This is a genomic window from Kribbella sp. VKM Ac-2568 (genome assembly GCF_004345365.1).
Classification (GTDB): Bacteria; Actinomycetota; Actinomycetes; order Propionibacteriales; family Kribbellaceae; genus Kribbella; species Kribbella orskensis.
This window is the reverse complement of record NZ_SLVF01000004.1, coordinates 422,448-448,991: the sequence shown is the minus strand read 5'-3', so window position 1 is coordinate 448,991 and position 26,544 is coordinate 422,448. Positions and strand designations below refer to the sequence as shown.

Below are 26,544 nucleotides of genomic sequence, written 5' to 3'. Positions count from 1 at the left end.
ATCGCTGTGGTTTGAAGTTTTCGGCCAGCCTTCAGCCGCAGAAAGAACAGTACGCCGACCTCGTCGAGGCCTGCAAACTATTTATCGCAAGATTCTGAAGTTGGCCGGAAGTTGCCGCCGGGTGGGCGGAACTTGCTGCCAAACCAGGCTGTTCAGCACGCTCCGACGCGCTTCCGGCACCCTCCGAGATCGTTGCCTAGGTCAACTGATTGTCCCTGGCAAGGACCCGGTGTCTGCCACCAGCAGAATCCTGTCCTTCGAGTGTGCCTCTCGCTCCGCCAACCCTGCAACGGTTTTATCGGCAGTACGCCTCACGCGGTCGTTCGGTTCATGCGGCCGTTCGGTTCATGCGTCCGTTCGGTTCACGCCCAGCCCGAGCCCCTGCAAGCGATACGACCACTCCGGAAGCAGGGTCAGCGGGTGCAGATGGTGATCACGGGCTCGCCGTACTTGCTGACCTTGATGCGGCCGATGCCGGGGATCCGGAGCAGTTCGCGCTCGTCGGCCGGGCGCGTCTCGGCGATCGCGGTGAGCGTTGCATCGGTGAAGATGACGAATGCCGGCAACGACTCCTCAGCGGCCCGCTCGGCCCGCCAGGCGAACAGCGCGTCGTACAGATCCTGGTCCATCGAGGACGGGCAGTCCTCGCAGCGGCCGAGCTTGCGGGCGGCCGGCTCGGTCAGGCCGCGACCGCAGACCCGGCACTTCGGGATCGGCTTGTCCGAGCGCTCCGCCCGCCCGGCTCCGCGCGTCCGCGACGAGGGCTCCCACTCGCTGGTCCGCGAGGTACGGACGCCGATCGGGTCCAGGAAGCGCGTCGGCCCCCTGGTACCCCGGCCGCCTGGCGAGCGCGAGGTCGACCAGCTGATCGAGAGCTGGTCCTTCGCCCGGGTCACCCCGACGTAGAACAGCCGTCGCTCCTCCTCCACCTGCGCGGGCGTCTGGGCGTAGCTGATCGGCAGGGTGCCCTCGTGGGCGCCGACGATGAACACGCAGCCCCACTCCAGGCCCTTCGCCGCGTGCAGCGTGGCCAGCGTGACGCCCTCGGCCAGTGGGGCGTGCTGGATCGAGGCGCGCCGGTCGAGCTCGGCCATCAGGGCGACGATCCCCGCCTCCGGGTTGGCCGCGGCGAAGTCGGACGCCATCGTGACGAGCGCGCTGAGCGACTCCCACCGGTCCCGGACCGCTCCGGTGCCGGCCGGCGGGTCCTCTGTCCACCCGGCGCCGGCCAGGATCCCCTTGATCGTGTCGAGCAGGTCGACGCCCTCGGTGTCGCCCGCCTTGGCCTGCCCCCGGAGCAGTACTGCGGCCTGCCGGATCTCCGCACGCTCGAAGAACCGCTCGGCGCCCTTCAGCATGGCCGGGATCTTCCGCTCGGCCAGAGCCTGCTCGAAGTTCTCGGACTGCGCGTTGGTGCGGAACAGCACGGCGATGTCGCGCAGCGCGGTACCGGAGTCGCGGAGGCGGGCGATCGCGCGGGCGACGGCGTCGGCCTCGGCCACCTCGTCGGAGTACTCGCGGTAGACCGGGGCCGGCCCCGCCTCCCGCTGGGAGCGCAGGGTGACGCGGCCCGGCAGCCCGGACGAGCCCGCGGCGTCGAGGACCTTGTTGGCGACGTCGACGATCTGCGGGGTCGAGCGGTAGTCGCGGACCAGCTTGATCACCGCCGCCGTCGGGTGGCGCTGGGCGAAGCGGACCAGGTTCTCCGGGTCGGCGCCGGCCCACGAGTAGATGGTCTGGGCCGGGTCGCCGACCACGCAGACGTCCTCGCGGCCGCCGAGCCACAGGTCGAGCAGGCTCTGCTGCAGCGGGCTGACGTCCTGGTACTCGTCCACCACGAAGGTCCGGTACTGCCGCCGGATCTCGGCCGCGACCCGCTCGTCCTCGGCGAGCAGGGCGACAGCGCAGAGCAGCACGTCCTCCAGGTCGATCCGGCCGCGCTCCAGCTTCACGTCCTCGTACGCCGCGAAGACGCGGGCGATCGTGGCCGGGTCGAAGGCTGCCAGCGCCCGGGCGGACTGCGGGGCGACGCGCGCGTAGTCGTCGGGGCGGACGTTGCTCACCTTCGCCCACTCGACCTCGCCGGCCAGGTCGCGCAGCGCGGGCGTGTCCACCCGCACCCGGCAGCGCGACGCCGCCTCGGTCAGCAGCGGGAACTTCCGGTCGATGATCGGCGGCAGCTCACCGCCGAACACCTTCGGCCAGAACCACTTGGCCTGGCGCAGCGCCGCGGAGTGGAAGGTCCGGGCCTGGACCCCGTTCGCGCCGAGCTGGGCGAGGCGGCCGCGCATCTCCCCGGCCGCCCGCTGGGTGAAGGTCACCGCGAGCACCCGGGCCGGGTCGTACGTGCCGGTGCGCACGCCGTACGCGATCCGGTGGGTGATGGCGCGGGTCTTGCCGGTGCCCGCGCCGGCCATCACGACGACCGGGCCGTGCAGCGCGGTCGCGACTGCTCGCTGCTCGGGGTCGAGTGCCTCGAGCAGTGCGTCGGCGGACCGGCCGGAAACGGCCTGTGTGATGTCGCTCACGGACTGAGACATGCGGGAACAGCACTCCGACCGACGAGGTTCCAGTACAAGGTAGAGCCACCCTAGACGGGTCGCCGGACAGTTTCCGAGCGCCCGCCCCTGAGCAGAGACGGAGCGAGCCACGATGGCGGCATTCACGATGTACTCGACACCTTGGTGCGGTTACTGCCACCGGTTGAAGGGGCAGTTGAAGCGTGCCGGGATCGAGTTCGCCGAGGTCGACATCGAGCAGGTCCCGGACGCGGCGAAGATCGTCGAGAAGGTCAACAACGGCAACCAGACCGTCCCGACCATCGTCTTCCCCGACGGCACCGCGATGACGAACCCGTCGCTCGCCCAGGTCGCCGAGAAGCTGGCCGCCTGACACCCAGTACTACGAGACGCGGCGCCGCGCCCCTCAGGGCCGGCGCCGCGTCCTGCTGTTCTGGGACTACCAGCTACTGGTCAGTTCTTGGCCGTACCAACCTTCGATCAGGCGGCGGGAGATCGAGATGTTGCCGGGGAGGGCCATGGAGCCGGACTCGATGAGGGCTCGGAGGTCGTCTCGGCTGAACCAGCGGGCGTCGACGATCTCGTCCTGGTCGACGGTGATGTCGTAGCCGGTGGCGGTGGCGTAGAAGCCGAGCATCAGGCTGGAAGGCAGCGGCCACGGCTGGCTGCCGGCGTACTGGATGTCGTCGCCGATCACGACACCCGTCTCCTCGAACACTTCCCGGCGTACTGCGGCCTCCAGTGACTCCCCCGGCTCCACGAAGCCCGCGAGGGTCGAGTAGCGCCCTTCCGGCCAGGCCTCGTTCCGGCCGAGCAGTGCGCGGTCCTGGTCGTCGGTGACGAGCACGATGATCGCCGGGTCGCTCCGGGGGAAGTGGCTGGTCCCGCACACCGGGCAGCGCCGTACGTGGCCCGCGTCGATCACCTCGCTGTGGGCGCCGCAGTTGGCGCAGTGGGTGTGCACGCGATGCCAGTTGGCCAGGCCGACCACGTTGACCGCGATCCCGGCCTCCCTGTCGTTCAGGACGCCACCGATCTCCCGCAGCCCGGCGTACGACTCGTCCGGCTCCTCATCGAGCAGTACTGCGAACACGGCCCGCCCGTCGGCGGTCTGGCCGGCTCCGGCTTCGTGGTCGATCCCCAGGAAGATGCGCAGGCCGTCAGGCGCGGCAGAGGGCGACACCAGCCGCAGGGACGTGCGGTCGGGCTCCACCCCGAGCTTGTCGCCGGCCACGAGCGCGACCTGCGTGTCCGGAGCGGCCCACGCCTTCTCCAGCCACTCCTCGTCCCGCCGTCGGTCGGCGGCTCGGTCGAGAACAGAACGGGACAGTGAAAGGGAACCTGGGGTGATGGAGTAGGCCACGTCCTCAACGTATCTCGATCGGCCGCACGCCCGCACCGGCGTCCCGCGCCCGGCCCACCCCTCGTGAGAGCATCCCGTCCATGAGTATTCACATCGCCGCCGAGAAGGGGCAGATCGCGCCGCGCGTGCTGTTCCCCGGGGATCCGCTGAGGGCCAAGTGGATCGCCGAGACGTACCTGACCGACGTGAGCCTCTACAACGAGGTCCGGAACATGTACGGGTTCACCGGCACCTACAAGGGTGAGCGGGTCTCCGTGCAGGGCTCCGGCATGGGTCAGCCGTCGGCCTCGATCTACGCGAACGAACTGTTCGCTGAGTACGACGTACAGACGCTGATCCGGGTGGGGACCTGCGGGGCGCTGACCGAGAAGGTGAAGCTCCGCGACGTGATCGTGGCGATGTCGGCGAGCACGGACTCGCAGATGAACCGGCTGCGCTTCCACGGCATCGACTATGCGCCCACCGCGGACTACCAGTTGCTCCGCGCGGCTGTGGACAACGCGGAGGCCGCCGGGCTGAACGTGCACGTCGGCCAGGTGTTCTCCGGCGACCTGTTCTACAACGACCGCCCGGACCTGGTGGCGCGGACAGCGGAGTACGGCGTGCTGGGGATCGAGATGGAGGCGTCGGCGCTCTACACGCTGGCTGCGAAGTTCGGCCGCCGCGCGCTCGGCATCATGACCGTGTCGGACCACCTGATCACCAAGGAGGAGACGACCGCCGAGGAGCGGCAGACCACCTTCTCGGAGATGATCACGATCGCCCTGGACGCGGCGATCGAGGTACCGGTCTGAACCGCGTCGCCGTAGCACTGGTGAGCACTGCCCTGCTTGTCGGCTCCACGGCCTGTTCCAGCTCCGACGACAAGTCCGGCGAGACGCCGGCCCCGGCTGGAGGCAGCCCCGCGGCCACGAGCTCGTCAGGTCAACCGACCGACCAGCCGACAGAAGAACTGCTCGCGGACCTCACCGCCGCGAACGTCGTCAAGGCGATGGCCGGCGCGGGTTACCAGTGCGCCAACGACGGCGTCTACGCCATTTGCACCCAGGGGCCGGTGGCGGTCTGGGTACTCACTGGGGACCATGAGCGGCCTCCGGTCGTCTCGCTGCACTCCACCGGCCCGGCAGCGGCCGCGACGGCCAACATCTCCACCGCACTGCCGGCCGTGCTGGAGTACGCGCACATCAACCCGCGCAGGCCGATCACCGAGTGGATGAAGCAGCAGGAAGGCAAGACGACCGGCCAGACGGCGGCCGGTGACTGGCAGGTCGAGTTGTCCGTCGAGGTGGACACCGACGAGCCGGGCGCCCACCTGACCCTGATGGACAAGCTCTGCAAGGCGAACTGCCAGGCGGAATGACGCTGTGACCTGGGGGACCCGTCGATGGGTCCCCAGGTCATGAGCCGCCCGCGGTGGCTGCAGTCGAGCTGGCGACGATGGCGGCGGTGACCGCGGCCTGCATCTCCTGGACCGCCCTGCGGACCGCTTCGGCTGCCCAGTCGGACTCGGAGATCTCCTTGGCCCGGCGCTTCAGCGCCCTCTTGTCGACGGCATCCGTGACCACCTTCGGTACTACGTTCAGCGCGTTGAGCAGTGCGACCAGCGAGGCTGTGCGCTCGTCGGGCTGAGTGCCGAGCTTCAGCACGTTCTCCAGCGCCGCACGGACCTGCGCCTCGTGCTGCGCGTCCTTGGCCGGCCAGCGCGTCACCGGGAACAACCCGAGCACCCTGCCCTTGTCCGCCTCGAGGACACCACGCTCGGCCAACCGCGCGAGCAACTCGTCGCGCAGCTTCTTCGACAGTTTGCCCATCAGGTTCTTCGGCTTCTGCCCGGCCTTGTCCGCGAGCAGGGCCAGCCGTCCGTCGAGCAGCGGGTCCCCGGTCGGCGAGGTGTCGAGCACCTTCAGCCGACCCTGCTTGGTCGCCTCCCCCGCACCGGCGATGTCCACCTTGCCGAGCAGCGTCAACTCGATCAGCGCGGCCCCGGCCAGCCCGTAATCCAGCCCAGGCGACCCGGTGATGGGCTTCCCGCTCTCGTCGTCGTACAGGAGCAACAAGAGATCCTCTGCGATCAACATGCTCTCAACGTAGGACCGCCCGGCCTACGCGTGCATCCGCCTCACGGGCTATCTCCCGCATCCTTCGCAAGACTGTTGCTCAGTAGTGGTGGCCGTTGGTCAGGACCGGTTCGCCAAGGGTGTCGGCCAGTTCGGTGAGGAAGTTCGGGGAGAAGAAGTACCAGCGGATCGAGCGGATCCTGCCGCCCTCCGTGGTGAGGCGCATGAGGTCGTTCACAGCCGAGTTGCCGTCCTGGACCCGGCGGATGACGAGCACTGGCTCGTCCCAGACGGTCTGGACCTGCGCTGTGTAGCGGTACGTCGTGGCCGGGTCGAGGGTGTGCTCGATGGAACCACGGCGGATCTGGTCGGCGCCGTACTCCGTGAGCATGCCGAGGATCTCGCTGTCCGCGTCCTCCAGCAGAAGCGCGGTCAGCCGCGGTACGTCGTACGCGGTGAAGGCGTCGGCGACAGCGTCGAGCAAGCGCCGGTCGGGCTCGGGCCGCGCCGCGAGCAACCTCGCGCGATCCTCGGACTCGAGGCGGCCCCGACCCCGGTGCAGTGCGGCCTTCACCGCGCCGGTGGTGGTCCGCAGTACTTCGGCCACCTCGGCGAGGGTGAACCCGAACAGGTCCTTCAGCGCGAGCGCAGCACGCTCCTGTGGGGGTAGCAGCGTCACCAACTCCCTCCAGGCATCCCGCACCTCCGCCGGATCGGCTGCGGCCGGAGCAGTCTGGTCCGGAAGTTCCGCGGGCACCGGGTGCTGCCGGCGGTAGCTGTCGACGTACGCGTTCGCGGCGACGCGGAACAGCCAGGCCCGGGGGTTCTCGATCGGGCTGTGTGCCTGGGCAGCCTGGTTGAAGGCGCGGGCGAGAGACTCCTGCACCAGGTCCTCGGCGTCGAAGGCGTTGCCGGTCAGCCGGCGGCAGTAGGCGTACAGGTCCTTCCGGAGCGGCTCGAGCCTGTCCAGGAACTCCGTCCGCGCCTGCCGGGCCGCTCTGATCGCGGGCAGATCCAGTGGTTCCGTCACGACTACATCCTGAAGCGTCATACCCGTTCCGACGGGCAGGGACGTCCCCGAGATACGGACCGGACTCGGTGCAGGGTCAGCTATCTACTAAGGTAAGCCTTAGCTAACAGACCTGCCCGACTGTGCAGCCACTGGAGAGTCCGCCATGACCCGTGCACTGCCCGAGCCGAGTTTCCGGCGTTTCGCCGCCGGGGTCGGCACCCTCAGCCTCCGCCCGTTCGACCTGTCCCTGGACGTGACTACCCTGCACAACTGGGTCACCCAGCCGTACGCGCAGTACTGGGGCATGCTGACCGCCTCGCTCGCCGACGTGCGCGCGGAGTACGAGCGGATACTGCAGACCGGCCACCACCAGGCCTTCCTCGGCGAGCACGACGGCCGCCCAGCGTTCCTGATGGAGCGCTACGACCCGGCGTTCGACGCGGTGGGCGGCACCTACACGCCGGCGCCGGGTGACATCGGCATGCACGTCCTGGTCGGCCCTCCCGAACCCGGCCAGCGCGTGCCCGGGTTCACCGGCGCGGTGTTCGAGACGATCCTCGACTACCTGTTCAGTGACCCGCTGGTGGGTCGGGTGGTGGTCGAGCCGGACATCCGCAACACCAAGATCCAGGCCCTGAACGAGCGGATGGGCTTCCGCAAGCACAGCATCGTCGACCTGCCGGGCAAGCAGGCCTGGCTGAGCTTCTGCACCCGCGACCAGTACTCCGACGCCGTCTACGCGACCGTCCCGATGACCGAGGCAGGGTGACCATGACCGACCTGACCGCACATCTCCACCCGGCCGGCTGGGCCGTCGCCAACCGCGCGCTGGTCCGCAAGGCGCTCGCCGAGTTCACCCACGAACGACTCCTCGAGCCAGTTGCCTCGGGCAAGGGCTATCGGGTCGCGGCCGGCCCGAGCGAGTACTACTTCGAGGCCAGGCTCTACCCGCTGAACCACTGGGAGGTAGACGCGGCGAGCATCACCCGCACCGTCGAGGGTGTTGCCGCGGCCGTGGATGCGCTGGACTTCATCACGGAGTTCCACGAGCAGCTGCGCATCGGTGCGGAGATGCTGCCGGTGTACCTCGAGGAGATCAGCAGCACGCTGGCAAGTACGGCGTACAAGCTGTCCAAGCCGGACCTGACCGCCGACGACCTGGCCGGGGCCGACTTCCAGACGATCGAGTCCGCGATGACCGAGGGACACCCGTGCTTCGTCGCGAACAACGGGCGGCTCGGGTTCGGCGTGACGGACTACCGCGCCTTCGCGCCCGAGGCGGGACAACCCGTCTGGCTGGCGTGGCTCGCAGTACGGAAGGACCGCGCGACGGTCTCCCACAGCGAGACGATCACGTACGAGGGCATGCTCCGCGACGAGCTCGGGGCGACGGTGCTGCAGCGCTTCGCCGAGCGGATCCGGGCCGCCGGCGCGGAGCCCGCCGGCTACCACCTGATGCCCGTGCATCCGTGGCAGTGGGAGAACAAGACCTCGATCACGTTCGCCGCGGACATCGCGCAGCGGCACATCATCTACCTCGGCACCAGTGACGACGACTACCGAGCGCAGCAGTCGATCCGGACCTTCTTCAACCGGTCGCACCCGGAGCGGAACTACGTGAAGACCGCACTGTCGGTGCTCAACATGGGCTTCATGCGCGGCCTGTCGCCGACGTACATGGAGAAGACGCCGGCGATCAACGACTGGGTGCACGGCCTGGTAGAGAACGACGTGGTGCTCAAGCGGTACGGGTTCTCGATACTCCGGGAGATCGCCGCCGTCGGCTACCACAACCTGTACTACGAAGCCGCGACGCCCAAGACCTCGCCGTACCGGAAGATGCTCTCGGCGTTGTGGCGAGAGAGCCCGGTGCCTGCGCTCGATGAGGGTGAGCGGCTGGCGACGATGGCCAGTCTCCTGCACGTCGATCGTCACGGGAAGTCGCTCGCCGCCGCGCTGATCCGGTCGTCGGGGTTGGTGCCGGCTGACTGGCTGCGGTTCTACCTCGATGCGTATCTGGTCCCGTTGCTGCACTGCTTCTACGCGTACGAACTGGCGTTCATGCCGCACGGCGAGAACCTGATCCTCGTACTGCGGGACGGCGTGCCGGTGCGGGTGATCATGAAGGACATCGCCGAGGAGACCGCCGTGATGAGCGCGGCGACCGAGATCCCGGAAGACGCGGCGCGGGTGCGGTTTGCCGACGTCCCAGACGACGAGAAGCTGCTGTGCGTCTTCACCGACGTGTTCGACTGCATGTTCCGGTTCCTCTCGCCGCTGCTGGATGCGGAGGGACTGCTGACCGCTTCGGAGTTCTGGTCCGTGGTGGGTTCGGCGGTGCGGGACTACCAGGAGGCGACGCCCGAACTGGCGGAGGCGTTCGCGAAGTACGACATGTTCGCCCCGGAGTTCGCCCTGTCCTGCCTGAACCGCCTCCAACTCCGCAACAACCAGAACATGGTCGACCTCACCGACGTCTCCAACTCCCTCCAGTTCGTCGGCACCCTACAGAACCCGATCGCCGGCTGAACGGTCGCGCACGTGGTGCACCACAGCCCCCGGGCACGAGAAGTTAGGGCGAGCCAGACCTCCCGCGCCACGGGGTGACGGGTGTGCTTCTTGCCCGGGACGCAAGCGTGCACATGTAGGCGACGGGTCTAGCGCAAGAAGTATCAGCCGGCACCTACCTGCATACGCGCACCTACGATCAGCCGGCCCGCAAGGGTTGATCCACAGCAATTGAACCTACGTGCGCCAACCACAACCCTGTCACCTGTGGATAACCTCCGCGGCCCGACGGCCGTTTCCGCGATGCTGGTCAGGTGATCGAAGGACTGATGAACCTCGAGGCCGTGCGGGTGCCGGCAGGTGGTGGGCGTCTGCCGGCAGGTGGTGGGCGGCGACCGGACGGGCGGCGGTACGAGGTGGTTGATGGGCGACTGCTGGTGACAGGGGTCCAGCCGCCTGCGCATCAGGCGGCTGTGGTCGGGTTGATGGTGCGGTTGAAGGAGGCGTGCCCGGCGGACCAGTTGGTTGCCGTCGGCTCCCTCGACTTCCGCCCGACCCGGCGGTTGTCCCTGCGCCCCGACCTCCTCGTCTGCCGCCTCGCCGACGCGGGCCCGCAGTACGTGCAACACGCCTCACTCGCCGTCGAGGTGCTGTCCCCCACCACCCGGATCACCGACGTGGTCCTGAAACGCGACCTCTACGAACAGTCCGGCGTCCCGTCCTACTGGCTCCTCGACCCCACCCACCAAGAACTCACCATCCTCCACCTAACCCCCACCGGCTACACCTGCGAGGCCGTTGTCCAGAGCGACGATGCCTTCACGACAACCCACCCCTTCCCCGTCCGTCTCTGCCCGGCTGAACTGACGGGCTGAATGTCCAAGAGGGGCGGCCAGGGGCAGACACAGATCTGGCCTGGGCCTTCACGAGGACCTACGAAAGCCTTGCCTGGTGAGGACTTGGCAGCAGTACCTTCAGCGGATCGAGACGAACGAGTTCACGCCGGCGGATGTTGATTCCCTTTCGGGCCTAGGGATGCAGTTCGAGCTGATAGATGGCGTGCTGATGGTGACGCCGCCACGCGGACCGGTCCACCACGCGACATCAGCTGCTTGCCTGCGCCTACTCATTCGCAACTGCCCGAGTGAGCACTGGGTCATGGCCGGCTCCTGCGACTACAGACCCTCAGGGCGGCTGTGCCTCCAGCCGGATGGGCTGGTCTGTCGGCGTGAAGACATCGGACCGAATGTCATCGAGCATCCGCTGCTCTTAGCCGTCGAGGTGCTGTCGCCCGCCACTCGAGTGAAAGATCTCGTGCTGAAACGCGCGCTCTACGAGCAGACCGGCGTGGCTTCGTGCTGGATGCTCGAGCCGGACGAAGCCGTGCTGACGGTCCTCGAGCTGGTCGACGGGCGGTACGTCGAGCGGGTAGTCGTTCGAGGTGACGAGGTGTTCGAGGCAAAGCTTCCCTTCCCGGTTCGGGTTGTCCCCTCCGAGTTGGTGGGTTAGCCGTTCAGGAGGGTGATCAACTGTTGGCGGTTGGGGAGGTTTTCGGGGTGGATGATGTCGCCGGTGCGGACGTAGTAGAAGGCGGCGCCTACCTGGTCGACGGGGATGCCCAGGAGTTCGGCCCAGGCGACTCGGTAGATGGCCAGCTGGAGGGGGTCGGCGGTTTCGGAGCGGCTGGTCTTCCAGTCGATCACGTCGTAGCCACGGGAACCGTCGGGGCGGATCACCTTGTAGACGGCGTCGATCCGGCCGCGGACCACCCGGCCGCCGATCGCGAGGGCGAAGGGCGCCTCGATCTCATGCGGTATCTTCTCGCCGTACGGGCCGACCCGGAACGCGTCCATCAGCTCGGTCAGGTCGGTGTCGTCGACGATGCCCTCGTCGGCCGCGCCCGGCAGGTCGTCGGGATCGATCAGGAACTGCTGCCCGAAGTAACTCTCCACCCAGGCGTGGAACCGGGTGCCGAAACGCGCCGCCCGGTTGGGTTTGCGCGGCATCGGTCGGGCCAGGTCGGCCGCCAGCCCGTCCGGGTCCTTCGCCAGCCGCATCACCTGGGTCGCGGACAGCGCGGCCGGCAGCTCGACGTCGTACGCCTTCCGGCTCCGGCTTTCCCTTGCCTCTGACAACAATCGTTCGAGCTCCGAGTCCCAGCGCGCCACCGTCGCCAGTTCGTCCATCAGCAACGACTCCTCGGCCTCGAGCGACGGCCCTTCGGCGCGCGCCTGCTGCACGAGCGCGACCGACTCGAGCCGCCGCTGGTACGCCGCCTGGTCGTACGGCGCGGGCCACGGCGCCAGGGTCTGCTCCGCGAGCTCGGGGTTCTCCTCGTTCAGCTCGGGCTGCGGCGCCCAGTCGATCACCCGGTCACCGGCGTGCTTCTTCAGCACCTCCAGGTACGCCGAGGGGCCGCGCGGACGTTTCTGCGTCGGGCCCCACCAGTGGCCGGTGGCGACCAGGATCTCCTTCGCCCGAGTGAACGCGACGTATCCGAGCCGGCGTTCCTCCAGCGCGTTCACGTCCTTGCACTCGTCGGCGAACGCCTTGAGCCCGGCGTTCGACAGGTCGTGGAAGTCCGGCAGCGTGTCCGCGTCGCCCCGCAACGGCCAGGGCAGCACCTTCGCGTTGGTGGTCCACTTGTCCCGGCCGCGATCCGACGGGAACACCTTGTTCACCAGGGTCGGCACGAACACGACCGGCCACTCCAGGCCCTTCGACCGGTGGGTAGTGAGCAGCTTCACCGAGTCCGCCTCACTCGGTACGGCGAGGTCGAGGCCGGCCGCGTACTCCTCCTCGGCCGCCAAGTACGCCAGCAACCCGTCGAGCGATCCGTCCGACTCGGTGGAGACGAAGTTGCCGACGGCATCCAGGAAAGCAGCAAGGTGATCGCGCCGGCCGGAGTCGACGTGATCCGGTGTCGCCGTGAGCTCCACGTCGAGGCCGATCGTGCTGATCACCCGGCGTACCAGGTCCAACAGGGGCTCCCCCGCATGGGTGCGCAAGTCCCGCAGTTCGGTGGACAGCTCCTTGAACCGCTCGAGCGCCTCGGGCGAGTAACCCCACCCGGCAGGACCCGGATCGTCGACCGCTTCGGCGAGTGAGATCACCTCGGTGGAGTCCATGCCGGCGACGGCCGCGTCCAGCGCCGCGACCAGGTCATCGGCTGCCGGGCGATCACCGGCGTCGGCCAGGATGCGGGAGCGGTTGGCCAGCAGGGCCAGGTCGCGGTGACCGATCCGGTAGCGCGGGCCGGTCAGGATCCGCAGCATCGCCGCGTTCGCGGTCAGGTCGTTGACCGCCTGCAGCGTCGCCACCACGTCGACCACTTCGGGCAGCGCGAGCAGGCCGCCGAGGCCGACCACCTCGACCGGGACCTTACGGGCGATCAGCGCCTCGTGCACCGCGCTGAGGTCGACGTTCGTCCGCATCAGGATGCCGATGTCCTTCCACCGGCGGTTCGGGGTCTTGTGGGCGGCGACGATCGCGTCCGCGACCCACTCGATCTCCTTCGTGCGCGTCTCGAACAACCCGACGGTGATCGCTCCCTCAGGCGCCTCGGGCGGCGCCTCCAGCGGGATCACGCCCGGGTGCTGCTCGTACAACTCGGCGGCGTGCTGGTTCGCCGCGGCCAGGATCTTGCTGCCGCAGCGACGGTTCACGCTCAGCACGTACCGCGTGGCCGGCGTACCGTCCGCGTTCTTGAAGTGCTCGGGGAACTCGTCCAGGTTCGCGACGGACGCGCCGCGCCAGCCGTAGATCGCCTGGCACGGGTCGCCCACCGCGGTGACCGGATGGCCGTGCTCGCCGAAGAGCGCCGTGAGCATCCGTCGCTGCGACACGGAGGTGTCCTGGTACTCGTCGAGCAGGACGACCTTGTATCGCGCGCGCTCGATCACCGGGACCTCGGGACACTCCTCCGCCAACCGCGCGCCGAGCGCCATCTGGTCCGCGAAGTCGACGACGCCACGCTCGGTCTTGTAAGCCTGGTACTCCTCGACCAACTGCAGGATCTCGCCCCGCTTGAGCGCGGTTTCGGCGAGCTTCCTCACCTCCACGGTCTGCTTCCGCGCCGCGGCCACCTCAGCTCGCACGGCCTCGTCATGAGCCCGTACTTCGTCCGCCCTGAGCAGGTGGTCCGCGAGCTCACCGTCCAGCGAGAGCAGGGAGTTCACCAGGGTGGGCACGTGGTGCGACGCGAACCGGATCGGCCCGTTGGACCGCCGTACGACGCGGCCGGCGAGCTGGAACCTGGTGGCGTCGGCGAGCACGCGCACGTCCGGTTCGAGGCCGAGGCGGAGTCCGTGCTCGGCGATCAAGGTGCCGGCGAACGCGTGGTACGTCGAGACGACGGGCTCGCCTGGTTCCTCGGGCTCCCAGTTCGGGATGTTGCTGCGCAGGTGGGCCGCCAGGATCGGGTGCTGGTCGCGCGGCAAGGTGGAACCGAGCACGCCCGCCTTGGTGAGGTCGTCGCGGATCCGGACGTCGAGCTCGTTCGCCGCCTTCTTGGTGAAGGTGAGTCCGAGCACCTCCTCCGGCTGCACCTGTCCCGTGCAGATCAGCCAGACCACCCGCGCGGCCATAGCCGTCGTCTTGCCTGACCCGGCGCCCGCCACGATGACTCCAGGCGCCAACGGAGCCGTGATCGCCTGCAGTTGCTGGTCGCTGAACGGGATCTCCAGCAACTCACACAGCTCAGCCGTGGTAGTCAGCTGCGCCCGCATCAGACGACCCTCCTGGAAGCTGAGGGTCGTCGGTGGAGATCGCTGGGGATGGTTGCGGTGGTGGGCATCAGACGATTTCCCGGCCTTCGGGTTGGATGGGGCACAGGCCACGGACGTCGCAGCGGTCACAGCCGGAGTTGCGTTTGGCGACGAACTCCTCGGAGCGGACCATGGCCTCGGCGTCCTCGACGGCCTCGTCCAGCCAGGTACGGCCTTCCTCGTCGGCTTCGAGGGGTGCCTGGCCCTGGACCTTGGGGAGGCCGGAGTCGTCGTGGCGGAGCTGGACCAGCTCGGCGCCACCGCTGCGGGGATCGTCGCCGAGCTTCTTCATCTGGCGGGACTCGATCGCCCGTTGGTAGATCGCCAACTGGACGTGCCGCTCGAGCGCGGGCTTGGTCGGCACCGTGCGGCCGGTCTTCAGGTCGACCACCCGGACCGCGCCGTCGCCGTCCTGCTCGAGCCGGTCCATCCTGCCCTTGACCCGCACTCCGGGCTTGTCCGTGTCGGGCAGCAGTACGTCGAACTCCAGCTCGGTGCCGAGCAACGTGCGATCCGGGCGGCCCTTGTGCCAGGCGACGAACCGGCGCAGCGCCTGCTCCGCCTCGACCCGCTCGCGGTCGGAAATCCACGACGACTCGAACTCGAGCTGCGTCCACACCTTGTCGAGCCACCCGTTCAGCTCGTCCGTGTCCGGCGGCAGCGTGCCGGTGGCAACCGCGTCCGCCAACGTGTGAAGAACCATGCCGAACCCGATGGCCGACGTACTGGGTGTCTCGCCGCCGGCGCGACGTTGCAGGAACCAGCGCAGCGGGCAGTCCACGATCGTCGTCAGCGCGCTCCCCGACAACGGCACCGGCAGATCCGGGTCCGTGACCGGGCGCTCCGACTTCGTACGCTCCCGGACACCCCACCAACGCTGGGGATCCGCGGTCGGGACCAACGGATACTCGCGATCGTCGACGGCGTCCGCGAGCTGCGCCAGCCGATCGGCGGCGACCCGCTTCAGCGCCGGTGAGGATGCGGGATCGGCAAGTACACACCGAAGATCGGCGACCAGGCCGTGCAACGACAGGGGGCGTCGCGGCCGTCCGGCCACCAGTTTCAAAGGAATGTCGAGCTCGGCCAGCAACCGCGACGGCTGATCTCCGTCAGCCTCCGGCGCCTGCACCGCTGTCACGATCAACCGCTCTCGCGCTCTTGTGATCGCCACATAGAAAAGACGTCTCTCCTCCGCCAGCAACGCACCCGCCGACAGTGGATCCACCAGACCATCCGGTCCGAGCCGGTCGGGCTCGAGCAACGACCCCCGGCGCCGGAGATCCGGCCATTGGCCTTCCTGGACGCTCGCCACGACAACCAGCCGCCACTGCAGACCCTTGGACCGGTGCGCGGTCATCAGCTGAACCCCGGCCTCGCGGTACGTCCCGTCGAACCGGTTGTCGCCGGCGATGTCCAACTGCTCCAGCTCGCTGAGGAAGGCGGACACGCCCTTGAAGCCGACCTGCTCCTCGGCCCGGCTCGCCGCGTCGAACAACGCGCACAGGGAATCAAGATCACGATTCGCTGTGCGCGCCACCTCGCCGCCGCTGTTCGCCTGGCCGCGGAGTCTCCGCAACCACGGCGATTCGGACCACAGCGACCACATCACCTCGTCCGGCGCCGCCCCGGCGGTCACGATGTTTCTTGCCTTGAGCAACCTCTCGCCGAGCGCCACGAACCGCGCCTCCGCCGGGGAAGCCTGTTCGTCGAGGAGCAACGGGTTCATCAGCGCTTCGCGGAGCAACTCGTCGGACGAGCGCGGCAGCCGCTGACCACCCGCGGCCTCGCGATCGCGCTTCCGCAGTACGCGGGCCAGGCGGCGCAGCTGCCCGGCGTCCATCGCACCCAACGGGGACAACGCCAGCGCCTTGACCACCTCGACCGTCAGCGTGACCGGATCCGCGACCGCCCGCAGCGCAAGCAACATCGGCCGCACCGCGGGTTCGCGGGACAGCGGGAGCTCGTCGCCGGCCACGTCGACCGGGATGCCCGCGGCCGCGAGAGCACGGCGCAAGGGCGGGATCGACCTACTGCCGGATCGGACCAGCACCGCCATCTCTTGCCAGCCGACGCCGTCCTGGACGTGGGCGCGTCGGAGAAGGTCCGCGATGTGCTCGAGCTCGGCTCCGCTGGTGGAGTAGAGGTTCGCCTCGACCTTGCCGTTGCCGTAGACGCAGGAGCTTGCGTCGGGATTGCGGAACCGCTCGAAGGTGTCGCGGTCGAGCGTTCCTGGCACGCCCAGGCGGTTCACCACGTTCCGGGAGACGCGCTGCAGCGTGGTACCGAATCGGCGGGTCGTCGCGAGGGCGATCTGCGCGGCCTCGGCGCCGTCCGCGGAACGGAACTCGTCGGTGAAGCGCAGCAGGCCGCGCACGTCGGCGCCGCGGAACGTGTAGATCGACTGGTCCGGGTCTCCGACCACGACGAGGTCGCGGCCGTCGCCGGCGATCGCCTGAAGCAGCTTGGTCTGACCGGGATCGGTGTCCTGGTACTCGTCGACGAAGACGACCTTGAACTCCTCGCGGAGCTTGGCCTGGACGTGCGGCTGCTGGGCGAGGATGACCGCGCGGTGGATCAGCTCGGAGTAGTCCAGCACCTGCTCGTGGTCGAGGATCTGCAGGTACTCCTCGAAGAAGTCGCCGACCGCGACCCACTCGGCCCGGCTGGCGGAATGCCCGATCGCGGATAGGTCCTCTGGGTCCAGCCCGAGCTGGCGCGCCTTGCCGATCACGGCCTGCACCTCGTCGGTGAACCCGCGCGTCTTCAGAGCGGGATGCAGGCTGCCGGGCCAGTGCACGACGCCGACCTCGCGACTCCCGGCGAGCGCCTCGCTCAACCGCACCGACTGCTCGGGTCCGGAAGGCAACCGCAGCGGTACGTCGAACGCGTCGGCCGGGGTGAACCTCCGCAGCAACGCATAACAGAACGAGTGGAACGTCATCGACGGCATCACGCGCGTCGTCCGGCCGAGGCGTGCGGTGATCCGGTCCCGGAGCTCGGTCGCCGCCTTCCGTCCGAAGGTCAGCACGAGCACCTCGTCGGGGCTCAACCCACGGTTGGCGACCCGATCGACGACGGCCTCGACCAGCGTCGTCGTCTTCCCCGTCCCCGGCCCGGCGAGCACGAGCAGAGGCCCGCCCGGGTGATCCACCACAGCCTGCTGATCAGCATCCAGCACCGGTGCCTGAGTGACCCTGGCTTCCCGCTCGTCACCCCGCACCAACCGATACCTGGACCCTGTTCGACTGACCACCGCCACATCCCATCAGACCCCACCGACAATCCCCTCCCGCACTCGCCGCAACCCCCGAACCGCCCGCACTGCGGACACCCCGAACGCCAACTGACAAAGACCTTTGAGCTCAAGGTCTGTCGGCGTGGGCGGGATCACACGAGGGGTTTGGAGTACCAGATCTCGGCGTACTTGTCTTGTTTGTAGGCGGGGATCTCGTGGTAGCCGGTCCTGGTGTAGAGGGTTCGGGCTTCGGTGAGGTCCAGGCGGGTGTCGAGGATGATGCGGGTGGCGCCGAGGTTGCGGGCTGTCTGGTCGACGGCGGCCAGGAGCGCACGGCCGCCGCCCGTACCGCGGAAGGCCGGGCGGACGAAGACGCGGGTGAGTTCGACCGTGCGGTTCTCCTCGAGCCGTAGGCCGGCGCACCCCGCGAGCTGGGCGTCGTGCCAACCGAGAAGGAAGACGCCTGTCGGTGGCGCGAGGTCGGCACTGGGGGAATCAACGAGCGCGGTCTCGATCTCCTCGGTAGTCGCCCGGCGGCCGTCGTGCAGCAGGAAGTACCGGTCGGCGACGTCGACGAAGTACTCCCGCAGGAGTCCGAGGGCTTCCGGGGAGTTCACCGAAGCGAGCTCAACGGTCCACTGGTCGCTGGTCACATCCGGCAGTCTGTCAACCAACGCGCACCTAGTCCCCTGGATTTTCGGGATCCCAGCGCACCACGCGCAGATCCACCTTGCCGTTCGTGACCCGGACGCCGTCGCCGCGCAACAGCTGGAGTTGCTCGTCGCCGACCTCGTCCGCGGGCACTCCGCTGGCCCGGATCACCCGCCACCACGGCACTCCCCCGCCGTACTCGCGCATGATCGCACCGACCTGCCGCGGCCCGCCCTGCCCGACGTACGCCGCGATGTCCCCGTACGTCGCGACGCTGCCCGGCGGGATCGACTCGACCGCCAGCAACACGGCCTCGACATACTCCTCCCGATCCACGGCGCTCACGCTATCCGCCCGCGCCGACAGTTCTCCGACGGGATCAGTGCCTCGACGGGATCAGGCGAGCGGCGCCAAAGCCTTCGCCAGGGGTTCGAGGACGGAGGGCGGGGCGTCGAGGGGGAGGTTCATGATGGCGAGGTCGACGCCTGCTTCGCTGTACGCCGCGGCGTTGGCGACGGCCTGGTCCAGCGGCTGGTCCGGGTCGATGCGGACGTTGACCGAGCAGGTGATCTCGGCCGGGTCGCGGCCGAGGTCCTCGCAGTGGCCGACCAGGATCTCCTTGAGCGGCTTCCACTCCTCGGGGCTCTGCACGATCACGTTCCACTGCTGCGCCCAGCGCGCCACCGCTCGCAGAGTGCGCTTGGGGCCCTTGCCGCCGATGGTGATCGGCGGGTGCGGGGTCTGCACGCCCTTCGGCTCGCAGTACGCGTCGGTGAGCTTGACGTACTGGCCGTCGAAGTTCGCGACCGGCTCGGTGAGCAGCGCGATCATCGCCTGCATGCCCTCGTCGAAGCGGTCGAAGCGCTCCTTCAGCGGCGGCAGGTCGATGCCGTACGCGTCGCACTCCATCTGGTTCCAGCCGGCGCCGACGCCGAGTTCGAGCCGGCCGCCGGAGATGATGTCGGTGGTCGCCGCCATGTTCGCGAGCACGGCCGGGTGGCGATAGATCATCCCCGTCACCTGGCAGCCGACCCGGATCCGCTTGGTCGCCTGCGCGAGCGCCGCCAGCGACGTCCAGGCCTCCAGGTTCGGGCCGGTCATGTCGCCGCTCAACGGGTAGAAGTGGTCCCAGTGCCAGGCGGACTCGAAGATCTCGAACTCGTCCGCCGCGATCCAGACGTCGCGCAACTGCTGCCAAGTGGTGTGCTCGGGCCGGGTCTTGATCGCGAACCGCATTCTCCGCCTCCTCGGTAAGGGTTTTCCACCTGGCAACCTACCGCCCCGACTCCCCGCTGCCCAGCGTTTCAGCCGCAGTCGGGGCGGGCTTCGAGGATCGCCGTGATCAGCACGAAGACCTCGAAGACGACGCCGGCCGCGGCAGTGATGAAGAGAACCACGGCGATCGCGTGCGGACCACGGGTGAACCAGCGGGCGAGCAGCACGAGAGCGACCAGGCCGATGAGCAGGGCGATGACGCCGACCACGTAGGTGGCCGGCGGCAGCACGGCGGCGCACTCGTCCGCGCGGCGGCGGACCGTGTTCACGCACAGCAGCGCGAGGATCATGCCGGCGATCATCAGGGCGAAGACGAACCCCTGGCGTCGCCGGTCGTCCACCACGATGTGCCTCACATCAGGCAGTCTGTCAGTCCAGACCGAGACGAGCCCGTACTTCGGGCCGGCGCAGCGGTGGCACCGTCTGCGGCGGCACCCGTCGCTCCGGCATCTCCTCGAGCAATGCCTCGGTGATCCGGGCGACCTCGGCGGCCGCTCGCTCGATCGGGCCACGGGTGGTCGCGCTGAGCGAGCCGACGCCCGTCACCTTGCGCACGTACTGCAAGGCCGCCGCATAGATCTCTTCCGAGGTCGCCGACGGCTCCAGTCCCCGGAGAACGGTGATGTTTCTGCACATGCTCCGACAGTACGTGCCCGAGGGGACAACGGCCGGATCACCGGACAACACAGCGGGACCTCGGACACCACAGCGGGACCTCGCACAAGGAATAGCCTGTCCGAGGTCCCGATGAAGTGTCCCCACCCACCAGAGTCACCGCTGCCACTGCGCCCGCGGCGAGCATCTCCGGGTCCGGGGCCATGCCTTGAAGACGACAGCCCCGCCGCGTACCGGAGTACGGGCGGGGCTGTTGTCGGGTGATCAGTAGGAGGGCTGCGACGGGTCGATCTGGTCGACCCAGGCGACTACTCCGCCGCCCACGTGGACGGCGTCGGAGAAGCCGGCGCCCTTGGCGATGGCGAGGACCTCGGCGGAGCGGACGCCGGACTTGCAGTGGAAGACCAGCTGCTTGTCCTGCGGGAGCTTCTCCAGGGCGACGCCGGTCTGGAAGTCGGCCTTCGGGATCAGCACCGAGCCCGGGATCCTGTTGATCTCGTACTCGTTGGGCTCGCGGACGTCGATCAGCACGAAGTCCTTCTCGCCGTTGTCCTTCAGCTTGATCCACTCGCTCAGCTGCTTCACCGAGATGGTGGAACCAACGGCCGCGTCGGCCGCCTCCTCGGTGATCGCGCCGCAGAAGCTCTCGTAGTCGATCAGCTCGGTGACGGTCGGGTTCTCACCGCAGATCGCGCAGTTCGGGTCCTTGCGGACCTTCAGCGCGCGCCAGTTCAAGTCGAGCGCCTCGTAGATGTTCAGCCGGCCCAGCGACGGGTCGCCAATCCCGGTGAGCAGCTTGATCGCCTCGGTCACCTGCGCGGCGCCGATCGACGCGCACAGCACACCGAGCACACCACCCTCGGCGCAGGACGGGACCATGCCGGGCGGCGGCGGCTCGGGGTACAGGCAGCGGTAGCACGGGCCGTGCTCGGCCCAGAAGACGCTGACCTGGCCGTCGAAGCGGAAGATCGAGCCCCAGACGTACGGCTTGCCGAGCAGCACCGCGGCGTCGTTCACCAGGTACCGGGTGGCGAAGTTGTCGGTGCCGTCGACGATCAGGTCGTACTGCTCGAAGATCTCGAACACGTTGTCGTTGTCCAGCCGGGTCTCGTGCAGGACGACGTTCGTGTACGGGTTCGCCTCGAGGATCGACTCCTTGGCCGACTGGGCCTTGGACTTCCCGATGTCGGACTGGCCGTGGATGATCTGGCGCTGCAGGTTCGACTCGTCGACGGTGTCGAACTCGACGATGCCGAGGGTGCCGACACCGGCCGCGGCCAGGTAGAGCAGCGCGGGGCTGCCGAGGCCGCCGGCGCCGATCACCAGCACCTTGGCGTTCTTCAGCCGCTTCTGACCGGCCATCCCGACCTCGGGGATGATCAGGTGCCGTGAATACCGGCGGACCTCGTCGATGGTCAGCTCGTCGGCCGGTTCGACCAGCGGGGGCAGTGACACTTGTCGCTCCTCGTCAGCGGGAAAATGGCGGATCTCCGGGTTTCAACCATCCATCCGCTCTCCATGTTCCCGCACCACACCAGCCCGACCCCGCCAGGTCCGCATCCCGGGACGTTCGTCTCACTTGTACGGCGCCGGGTCGGCGCCCCTGGAGGTGTGTCTCACGACTGGCCGCGGTGCCTGGCGCCGGCAGAGATAAGACCAGGCCGCCTCGGATGCAGCCGGGGGCGCCTGGTGTCTGGGGGTGGTCAGTCGTTGTCGTGGATGGTGGCTGTGAGGGTGACGGGGAGCTTCAGGAGGGCGCCGTCCAGGTGCTGGATCTCGGCGGTGAAGGTCGAGTGTCAGCCGGTAGCCCCCGGCCACCGGTCCCACCCGCCAATCCTTGCCTTTGGCAACTGGCTGGTCCGTGAGCGCGGCCTGCGCCTGTCCCGCGGACCAGAGCAGTCACCGAGCAGCGCGACCACCAGCCCCAGTCTTCCGAATACCCGCACAGTGGTCCTTTCGTCAGCAGACAGATCATCCGTCTGACTCCAGAGACACGCAGGTGGTTGTCGGGTCAACGAATCCGGCGCAGGATCATCCCGGAGATGACACCGCGCCCGGCGACTGCTACCGAAGTCGGGTACCGCGTTCCTCCTGCCGCTGCTGGCGAATCAGCTGACGGAACGCCTGCTCGACTTCCTGCGGGTGTTCCATCTGGGCCACGTGGCCGGAGTTCGGCAGGTAGAGCAGGCGCGCATCGGGGAAGGTGCTCTGCGCCTTGGTGCGGATCCTGGCGTCGACCAGCCGGTCGCGACCGCCGTACACCAACAGGACGGGGCAACGAACCTGCGCCGCCGCAGCCCACAACGACCTGCGCGGCGGGGTGAGGTACGCCCGCAGGATGCTGCGCGCGCCTTCCACCGTCGCCTGCGGGTACCAGGCCTCGGCGTCGCGCCGGCGCAGTTCGGCGGCGTGGGCTTCGAGCGTCTCCGGCGCCAGAGCTGCCGGATCGCCGTAGACCATCATCAGCGACGCCCGGAGCCGTCGGTCGAACGGGAGCCGCCGCGACCGGTCCAGCACGACCTCACCCAGGCGCGGGGTCGCGAGCGCGAGGAACCACAGCGCGACGGCGGAGGCGCGCGGGTGCGGCAGCGCGGGAGAGATCAGGGTCAGCGACTTCACCCGGTCCGGCCGGCGCGCGGCGAAGGCGACCGCGGCGGCTCCACCCATCGAGTTGCCGAACAGATGCACCGGTTCGTCGATCTCGCGGTCCATCAACTCATCGAGGACGTCCACCTGGCGGGTGAGACCCCCGAGGCCGGGCAAGGGCGGCGTACGCCCGAAGCCGGGCAGGTCGGGCGCGATACCGCGCACGGTGTCGCTCAGGAGCAGCCCGATCGTCGTCCAGTTCAGCGACGACCCGCCCAGCCCGTGCACGAACAGCGCAGGCGGCAGGTCCTTGCTCGCTCCAGGCACGTCCCTCACCAGCAGGTCGACACCCGAGACCGGCACGGTCCGGGCCGGCCATTCCTGCGCCCCCAACGGCACCGAAGCGCCGGTTACTGCCCCGTAACTCTCCACTAGGCCATGCTAGGTGGCATGGCAGCGGGACCGAAGCAGCTGACGACTGAAGTTGATGGGCAGACGATGAAGCTCACCAACCTCGGCAAGGTGCTCTATCCAGAGGTGGGCTTCACCAAGGCCGAGGTGATCGACTACTACCTGCAGGTCGCTCCGCAGTTGCTGCCGCACCTGTCCGACCGGCCGCTCACCCGCAAGCGGTGGCCCGACGGCACCGGCGCGGCGTACTTCTTCGAGAAGAACGCACCCCGCGGTACGCCGGACTGGGTGCGCACGGTGACCCTGCCGACGCCGGGGAGCTCCACCGGCCGGGACGAGGCGGACTTCGTGATCGCCGACGACATCCAAACGATCGTATGGCTCGCCAACCTCGCTGCGCTGGAACTGCACGTCCCGCAGTGGCGGATCGGGCTGTCCGACACCGGGAAGACCCCTCACGCCGACCTCGTCGTGTTCGACCTGGACCCGGGGCCGGGAGCCACCGTCGTGGACTGCTGCGACGTCGCCCTCGCCCTGCGGGAGTTGCTGAGCCACTATGGGATGGAGGGCTGGCCGAAGACCTCCGGCAACAAAGGCATGCACCTCTACGTGCCGATCGAGCCGGCCCCGTCCCGCGACGCCAGTGCCTTCGCCAAGCAGCTGGCCGAGCAACTGGCCGAGGCGTTGCCGGAGAACGTCACGGCGAACATGACGAAGGCGCTCCGCCCCGGCAAGGTCTTCATCGACTGGAGCCAGAACGCCAGCGCCAAGACCACCCTGGCGCCGTACTCGCTGCGGGGAGCGGAGGAGCCCAGGGTGTCCACACCGATCGACTGGGACGAGGTGGCCGCCGCCACCGATCCCGCCGAGCTGACCTTCCTGCCCGCCGACGTGCTCGCCCGGATCGAGGAGTACGGCGACGTGCTGGAGGGGCTGTATGACGACCCGAAACCGCTGCCTTCATAACCGCCACGACTCTGGGTACCGGAGGGTGGCCGCCCGAGAGGAGCGCGATGACCAGCAACGTGGAACTGCCCGACGAGGCCCCCGAGGCCGACGTGGTGGACCAGCGCCTGCATTCGGCTGGCTACGACCCCGAGCCGGACGACGAGAGCCCGGACGTACCGCTCGAAGCCGACCCCGCCGATGTCGGGGAGCAGCGCCGCGCGGTCGGCGGGTCCGACGAGGATGACTACCGCTAGGTAGGATTCGGTTCAACTACCGCCTGCCACAGGCAGCCGGTGCCGCACCACCGAAGGAGCCGACGTGTCGACGACACCGGAGACTGCGCCCAAGCGCGGCAGCCGCCTGCCGCGTCTGGCCCGCCGCGCGCAACTGCTCGAGGCGGCCCAGGAGGTCTTCGTCGCGAACGGCTACCACGCCGCCGCGATGGACGACATCGCCGATCGCGCCGGCGTCTCGAAGCCCGTGCTCTACCAGCACTTCCCGGGCAAGCTCGAGCTGTACCTCGCGCTGCTGGACACCTCCTGCGAGGCGATCGTGGCGTCGGTGCGGGACGCGCTGCGCTCGACCGAGGACAACAAGGAGCGGGTCGGAGCGACAATCCACGCCTTCTACGAGTACGTGGCGAACGCCCAGGGCGCCTTCCGGCTGGTGTTCGAGTCGGACCTGACCAACGAGCCGGCCGTCCGCGAGCGGGTCGACCGGGTCACCCACGCGTGCGCCGAGGCCTGTTCCGAGGTGATCAGCGCGGACGCCGGGCTGAGCAAGGAGCAGTCGATGGTGCTCGCGGTCAGCCTGGTCGGGATGGCCCAGGTGAGCGCGCGGTACTGGCTCAGCTCGGAGAACTCCTCCCTCGAGCAGCAGCAGGCCGCCGACCTGGTCGCGAGCCTCGCCTGGCGTGGCATCCGCGGCTTCCCCCGCACCGAGAGCTGAGCACCGGAGGTTCTGCTGTGGGCGGACGGGTGAGAACCCCGGGCCCGCAACGGATAGGCTCGAATCGGGTACCGGCGAGAGCCGCCGGTCGGAACGTGCCCGGGAGGGTTTCGTGGAGGTCAAGATCGGCGTACAGCACGCCAATCGCGAGTTGGTGCTCGAGAGCGAGCAGAGCCCCGAAGAGGTCGAGCAGGCCGTCGCGGACGCTCTCGCCGGCAAGTCCGGTCTGTTGCAGCTGACGGACGAGAAGGGCCGCAAGGTGCTCGTCCCGGCCGACCGGCTCGCCTACGTGGAGATCGGTGAGGTCTCGATCCGCAAGGTCGGTTTCGGCGCCATCTGACCCGGTTTCCGGGCTGGGTCGAGCATCGGTCCGGCAACTGTCGCGTGTCCTGGTTGCGGAGTGCGACGAAGCGAGGACCATGAGGGATAGACCTGCATGTTCGGTGGTCTGTTCGACGCTGGGCACCAGATCGCCGCAGGTCAGTCATCCCTCAAGGAGGAATCGTGGGTTTCTGGATCTGGATGATCATCGTCAGCCTCATCGCCGGAGTCATCTTCGGGCCGCTGGCCCGGCTGGTGCTCCCGGGCAAGCAGAACATCAGCCTCGGCTGGACCATCCTGGGCGGTGGCATCGGTGCCTTCCTCGGTGGCCTGATCGCCTACTTCCTGGGCGTCAAGGACACGTCAGGCCCGGACTGGATCCAGTACCTGATCCAGATCATCTGCGCCGCGATCGTGGTCGGGTTCATCTCCTCGCGCAACAGCAAGGCAAAAGTCTGAGCAGCACCACCACAGCGGCCGCCACCCCGATCGGGGCAGGCGGCCGCTCTGCTTTCCTCAACGTCCGAAGAACCGCGGTGACGCCTCTCGGGTTCTTCGAACGCAAGGTTTTTCAGGCCTGCAGGCCGAGGGCGTTCATCCGGGCGGTGTGAGCCTCGGTCAGGCGGGTGAACATCCGGCCGATCGCGGCCAGGTCGAGGCCGGGGCGGTCCACACTGCCGGCCAGCAGCGCCGCCAGTGGATCGCGGTCCGCGGCGATCCGCTGTGCCTGGCTGAGCGCCTCGCCGACCAGCCGGCGGCCCCACAGCGCGAGCCGGCCACCGAGCTTCGGGTCTTCCTCGATCGCGGCCCGGACCCGGTCCACCACGAACTCGGCCTGGCCGGAATCCGCGAACACCTCGAGCACCAGGGCCCGGGTCTCCGCGTCGACGTACGCCGCGACCTCGCGGTAGAAGTCGTTCGCCAATCCGTCGCCCACGTACGCCTTCACCAGACCTTCTAGCCAGTCCGACGGCGCGGTGTGGTCGTGGAACGCGTCCAGCGGAGTGACGAACGGCTGCATCGCGTCCATCGGGTCCACCCCGAGCGCGACCAGGCGGTCCCGCAACTGCACGAAATGGCCGAACTCGGTGGTCGCGAGCTGGGCCAGCTGGGCCTTGTCATCGAGGGTCGGGGCGAGCTTGGCGTCCTCGGCGATCCGCTCGAACGCGGTCAGTTCGCCGTACGCGAGAACTCCCAGCAGATCCACCGCCGCGGCCCGGTAGGCGGGGTCGTCGAAGGCCGTTGTCTCCGTCATGGAGCGCACACTATCTGCACCGGGAAGCCAGGGGCCGAATGCGACGAGGCGGTCGTGGCGCACGTTCCGGCTAC

At 68.7% G+C, this 26,544-nt stretch carries 26 protein-coding genes; 12 read left to right on the top strand and 14 right to left on the bottom strand.

Going from position 1 to position 26,544, the window contains the following annotated elements:
- Positions 1 to 413: 413 nt before the first annotated feature.
- Entirely contained in the window at positions 414 to 2,540 is a 2,127-nt protein-coding gene (locus EV648_RS13420; RefSeq protein WP_132289933.1) for an ATP-dependent DNA helicase UvrD2, read from the bottom strand.
- Between the two features lie 112 nt (positions 2,541 to 2,652).
- On the opposite strand from EV648_RS13420, the gene EV648_RS13415 reads away from it, so the two are divergent.
- Positions 2,653 to 2,892, top strand: a complete 240-nt coding sequence (locus EV648_RS13415; RefSeq protein ID WP_132289931.1) for a mycoredoxin — start codon at positions 2,653 to 2,655, stop codon at positions 2,890 to 2,892.
- Positions 2,893 to 2,958: 66 nt separating this feature from the next.
- Here EV648_RS13415 and nudC read toward each other — a convergent pair whose 3' ends face one another.
- Positions 2,959 to 3,882 (bottom strand): NAD(+) diphosphatase, encoded by a 924-nt coding sequence (nudC, locus tag EV648_RS13410; protein WP_132289929.1) that lies wholly within the window; start codon positions 3,880 to 3,882, stop codon positions 2,959 to 2,961.
- A gap of 80 nt (positions 3,883 to 3,962) precedes the next feature.
- Here nudC and deoD point away from each other — a divergent pair, with 80 nt between their 5' ends.
- Together deoD and EV648_RS13400 are read left to right on the top strand one after the other, a co-directional pair.
- Positions 3,963 to 4,676, top strand: coding sequence for a purine-nucleoside phosphorylase (gene deoD / locus EV648_RS13405; RefSeq protein ID WP_132289927.1), 714 nt, complete (start codon positions 3,963 to 3,965; stop codon positions 4,674 to 4,676).
- Between the two features lie 20 nt (positions 4,677 to 4,696).
- Positions 4,697 to 5,242, top strand: a complete 546-nt coding sequence (locus EV648_RS13400) for a hypothetical protein (RefSeq protein ID WP_132289924.1) — start codon at positions 4,697 to 4,699, stop codon at positions 5,240 to 5,242.
- A 37-nt stretch (positions 5,243 to 5,279) separates the two neighbouring features.
- Here the strand turns inward: EV648_RS13400 and EV648_RS13395 are convergent, their stop codons facing one another.
- Both EV648_RS13395 and EV648_RS13390 read right to left on the bottom strand, forming a co-directional pair.
- Positions 5,280 to 5,960: a GPP34 family phosphoprotein gene (locus EV648_RS13395; protein WP_132289921.1), complete on the bottom strand. Its 681-nt coding sequence runs from the start codon at positions 5,958 to 5,960 to the stop codon at positions 5,280 to 5,282.
- 79 nt (positions 5,961 to 6,039) lie between these two features.
- Entirely contained in the window at positions 6,040 to 6,969 is a 930-nt protein-coding gene (locus EV648_RS13390; protein WP_158293983.1) for a sigma-70 family RNA polymerase sigma factor, read from the bottom strand.
- Positions 6,970 to 7,114: 145 nt separating this feature from the next.
- Between EV648_RS13390 and EV648_RS13385 the strand changes: the two genes are divergently transcribed.
- The 4 genes from EV648_RS13385 (at position 7,115) to EV648_RS13370 (ending at position 10,968) form a co-directional block, all read left to right on the top strand.
- A complete protein-coding gene (locus EV648_RS13385) occupies positions 7,115 to 7,720 on the top strand; it encodes a GNAT family N-acetyltransferase (protein WP_132289915.1) in 606 nt (201 codons plus the stop codon).
- Between the two features lie 2 nt (positions 7,721 to 7,722).
- Positions 7,723 to 9,480 carry an IucA/IucC family siderophore biosynthesis protein gene (locus EV648_RS13380; protein WP_305000052.1) on the top strand — a complete coding sequence of 586 codons (1,758 nt, stop codon included), beginning with the start codon at positions 7,723 to 7,725 and terminating at the stop codon, positions 9,478 to 9,480.
- A 293-nt stretch (positions 9,481 to 9,773) separates the two neighbouring features.
- On the top strand, positions 9,774 to 10,334 hold the full coding sequence (locus EV648_RS13375) for a Uma2 family endonuclease (protein WP_241995119.1): 561 nt from the start codon (positions 9,774 to 9,776) through the stop codon (positions 10,332 to 10,334).
- Between the two features lie 76 nt (positions 10,335 to 10,410).
- On the top strand, positions 10,411 to 10,968 hold the full coding sequence (locus EV648_RS13370) for a Uma2 family endonuclease (RefSeq protein ID WP_241995117.1): 558 nt from the start codon (positions 10,411 to 10,413) through the stop codon (positions 10,966 to 10,968).
- Here EV648_RS13370 and EV648_RS13365 read toward each other — a convergent pair.
- From EV648_RS13365 to EV648_RS13325, 9 genes are all read right to left on the bottom strand, one after another.
- A complete protein-coding gene (locus EV648_RS13365; RefSeq protein ID WP_132289906.1) occupies positions 10,965 to 14,186 on the bottom strand; it encodes an ATP-dependent DNA helicase in 3,222 nt (1,073 codons plus the stop codon). The genes EV648_RS13370 and EV648_RS13365 overlap by 4 nt on opposite strands.
- Positions 14,187 to 14,253: 67 nt before the next feature.
- Positions 14,254 to 17,403: an ATP-dependent DNA helicase gene (locus EV648_RS13360; RefSeq protein WP_241995115.1), complete on the bottom strand. Its 3,150-nt coding sequence runs from the start codon at positions 17,401 to 17,403 to the stop codon at positions 14,254 to 14,256.
- A gap of 209 nt (positions 17,404 to 17,612) precedes the next feature.
- Complete coding sequence (locus EV648_RS13355) at positions 17,613 to 18,113, bottom strand: GNAT family N-acetyltransferase (protein ID WP_132289900.1); 501 nt, start codon at positions 18,111 to 18,113, stop codon at positions 17,613 to 17,615.
- A gap of 28 nt (positions 18,114 to 18,141) precedes the next feature.
- The gene (locus tag EV648_RS13350) at positions 18,142 to 18,447 is read right to left on the bottom strand and encodes an MGMT family protein (RefSeq protein WP_132289897.1); all 306 of its coding nucleotides are present in this window, start codon (positions 18,445 to 18,447) and stop codon (positions 18,142 to 18,144) included.
- Positions 18,448 to 18,507: 60 nt separating this feature from the next.
- Positions 18,508 to 19,347 carry a TIGR03560 family F420-dependent LLM class oxidoreductase gene (locus tag EV648_RS13345; protein ID WP_132289894.1) on the bottom strand — a complete coding sequence of 280 codons (840 nt, stop codon included), beginning with the start codon at positions 19,345 to 19,347 and terminating at the stop codon, positions 18,508 to 18,510.
- 68 nt (positions 19,348 to 19,415) lie between these two features.
- Positions 19,416 to 19,742: a hypothetical protein gene (locus tag EV648_RS13340; protein ID WP_132289891.1), complete on the bottom strand. Its 327-nt coding sequence runs from the start codon at positions 19,740 to 19,742 to the stop codon at positions 19,416 to 19,418.
- 13 nt (positions 19,743 to 19,755) lie between these two features.
- Positions 19,756 to 20,022, bottom strand: coding sequence for a DUF2277 domain-containing protein (locus EV648_RS13335; RefSeq protein WP_132193617.1), 267 nt, complete (start codon positions 20,020 to 20,022; stop codon positions 19,756 to 19,758).
- A 243-nt stretch (positions 20,023 to 20,265) separates the two neighbouring features.
- Positions 20,266 to 21,456, bottom strand: a complete 1,191-nt coding sequence (gene moeZ, locus EV648_RS13330; protein WP_132289888.1) for an adenylyltransferase/sulfurtransferase MoeZ — start codon at positions 21,454 to 21,456, stop codon at positions 20,266 to 20,268.
- Between the two features lie 609 nt (positions 21,457 to 22,065).
- Positions 22,066 to 23,019, bottom strand: coding sequence for an alpha/beta fold hydrolase (locus tag EV648_RS13325; protein ID WP_132289885.1), 954 nt, complete (start codon positions 23,017 to 23,019; stop codon positions 22,066 to 22,068).
- Positions 23,020 to 23,037: 18 nt separating this feature from the next.
- Here EV648_RS13325 and ligD point away from each other — a divergent pair, with 18 nt between their 5' ends.
- The 5 genes from ligD to EV648_RS13300 all read left to right on the top strand — a co-directional run bounded on the left by ligD (position 23,038) and on the right by EV648_RS13300 (position 25,674).
- Complete coding sequence (ligD, locus tag EV648_RS13320; protein WP_132289882.1) at positions 23,038 to 23,964, top strand: non-homologous end-joining DNA ligase; 927 nt, start codon at positions 23,038 to 23,040, stop codon at positions 23,962 to 23,964.
- A 47-nt stretch (positions 23,965 to 24,011) separates the two neighbouring features.
- Positions 24,012 to 24,200, top strand: a complete 189-nt coding sequence (locus EV648_RS13315) for a hypothetical protein (protein WP_132289879.1) — start codon at positions 24,012 to 24,014, stop codon at positions 24,198 to 24,200.
- A gap of 64 nt (positions 24,201 to 24,264) precedes the next feature.
- Positions 24,265 to 24,894: a TetR/AcrR family transcriptional regulator gene (locus tag EV648_RS13310; protein ID WP_132193605.1), complete on the top strand. Its 630-nt coding sequence runs from the start codon at positions 24,265 to 24,267 to the stop codon at positions 24,892 to 24,894.
- A 112-nt stretch (positions 24,895 to 25,006) separates the two neighbouring features.
- Positions 25,007 to 25,234, top strand: coding sequence for a DUF3107 domain-containing protein (locus tag EV648_RS13305; protein ID WP_132193603.1), 228 nt, complete (start codon positions 25,007 to 25,009; stop codon positions 25,232 to 25,234).
- Between the two features lie 164 nt (positions 25,235 to 25,398).
- Positions 25,399 to 25,674: a GlsB/YeaQ/YmgE family stress response membrane protein gene (locus EV648_RS13300; RefSeq protein ID WP_241995113.1), complete on the top strand. Its 276-nt coding sequence runs from the start codon at positions 25,399 to 25,401 to the stop codon at positions 25,672 to 25,674.
- 112 nt (positions 25,675 to 25,786) lie between these two features.
- On the opposite strand, the gene EV648_RS13295 is transcribed toward EV648_RS13300, so the two are convergent.
- On the bottom strand, positions 25,787 to 26,470 hold the full coding sequence (locus tag EV648_RS13295) for a ferritin-like fold-containing protein (RefSeq protein ID WP_132193601.1): 684 nt from the start codon (positions 26,468 to 26,470) through the stop codon (positions 25,787 to 25,789).
- Positions 26,471 to 26,544 lie beyond the last annotated feature (74 nt).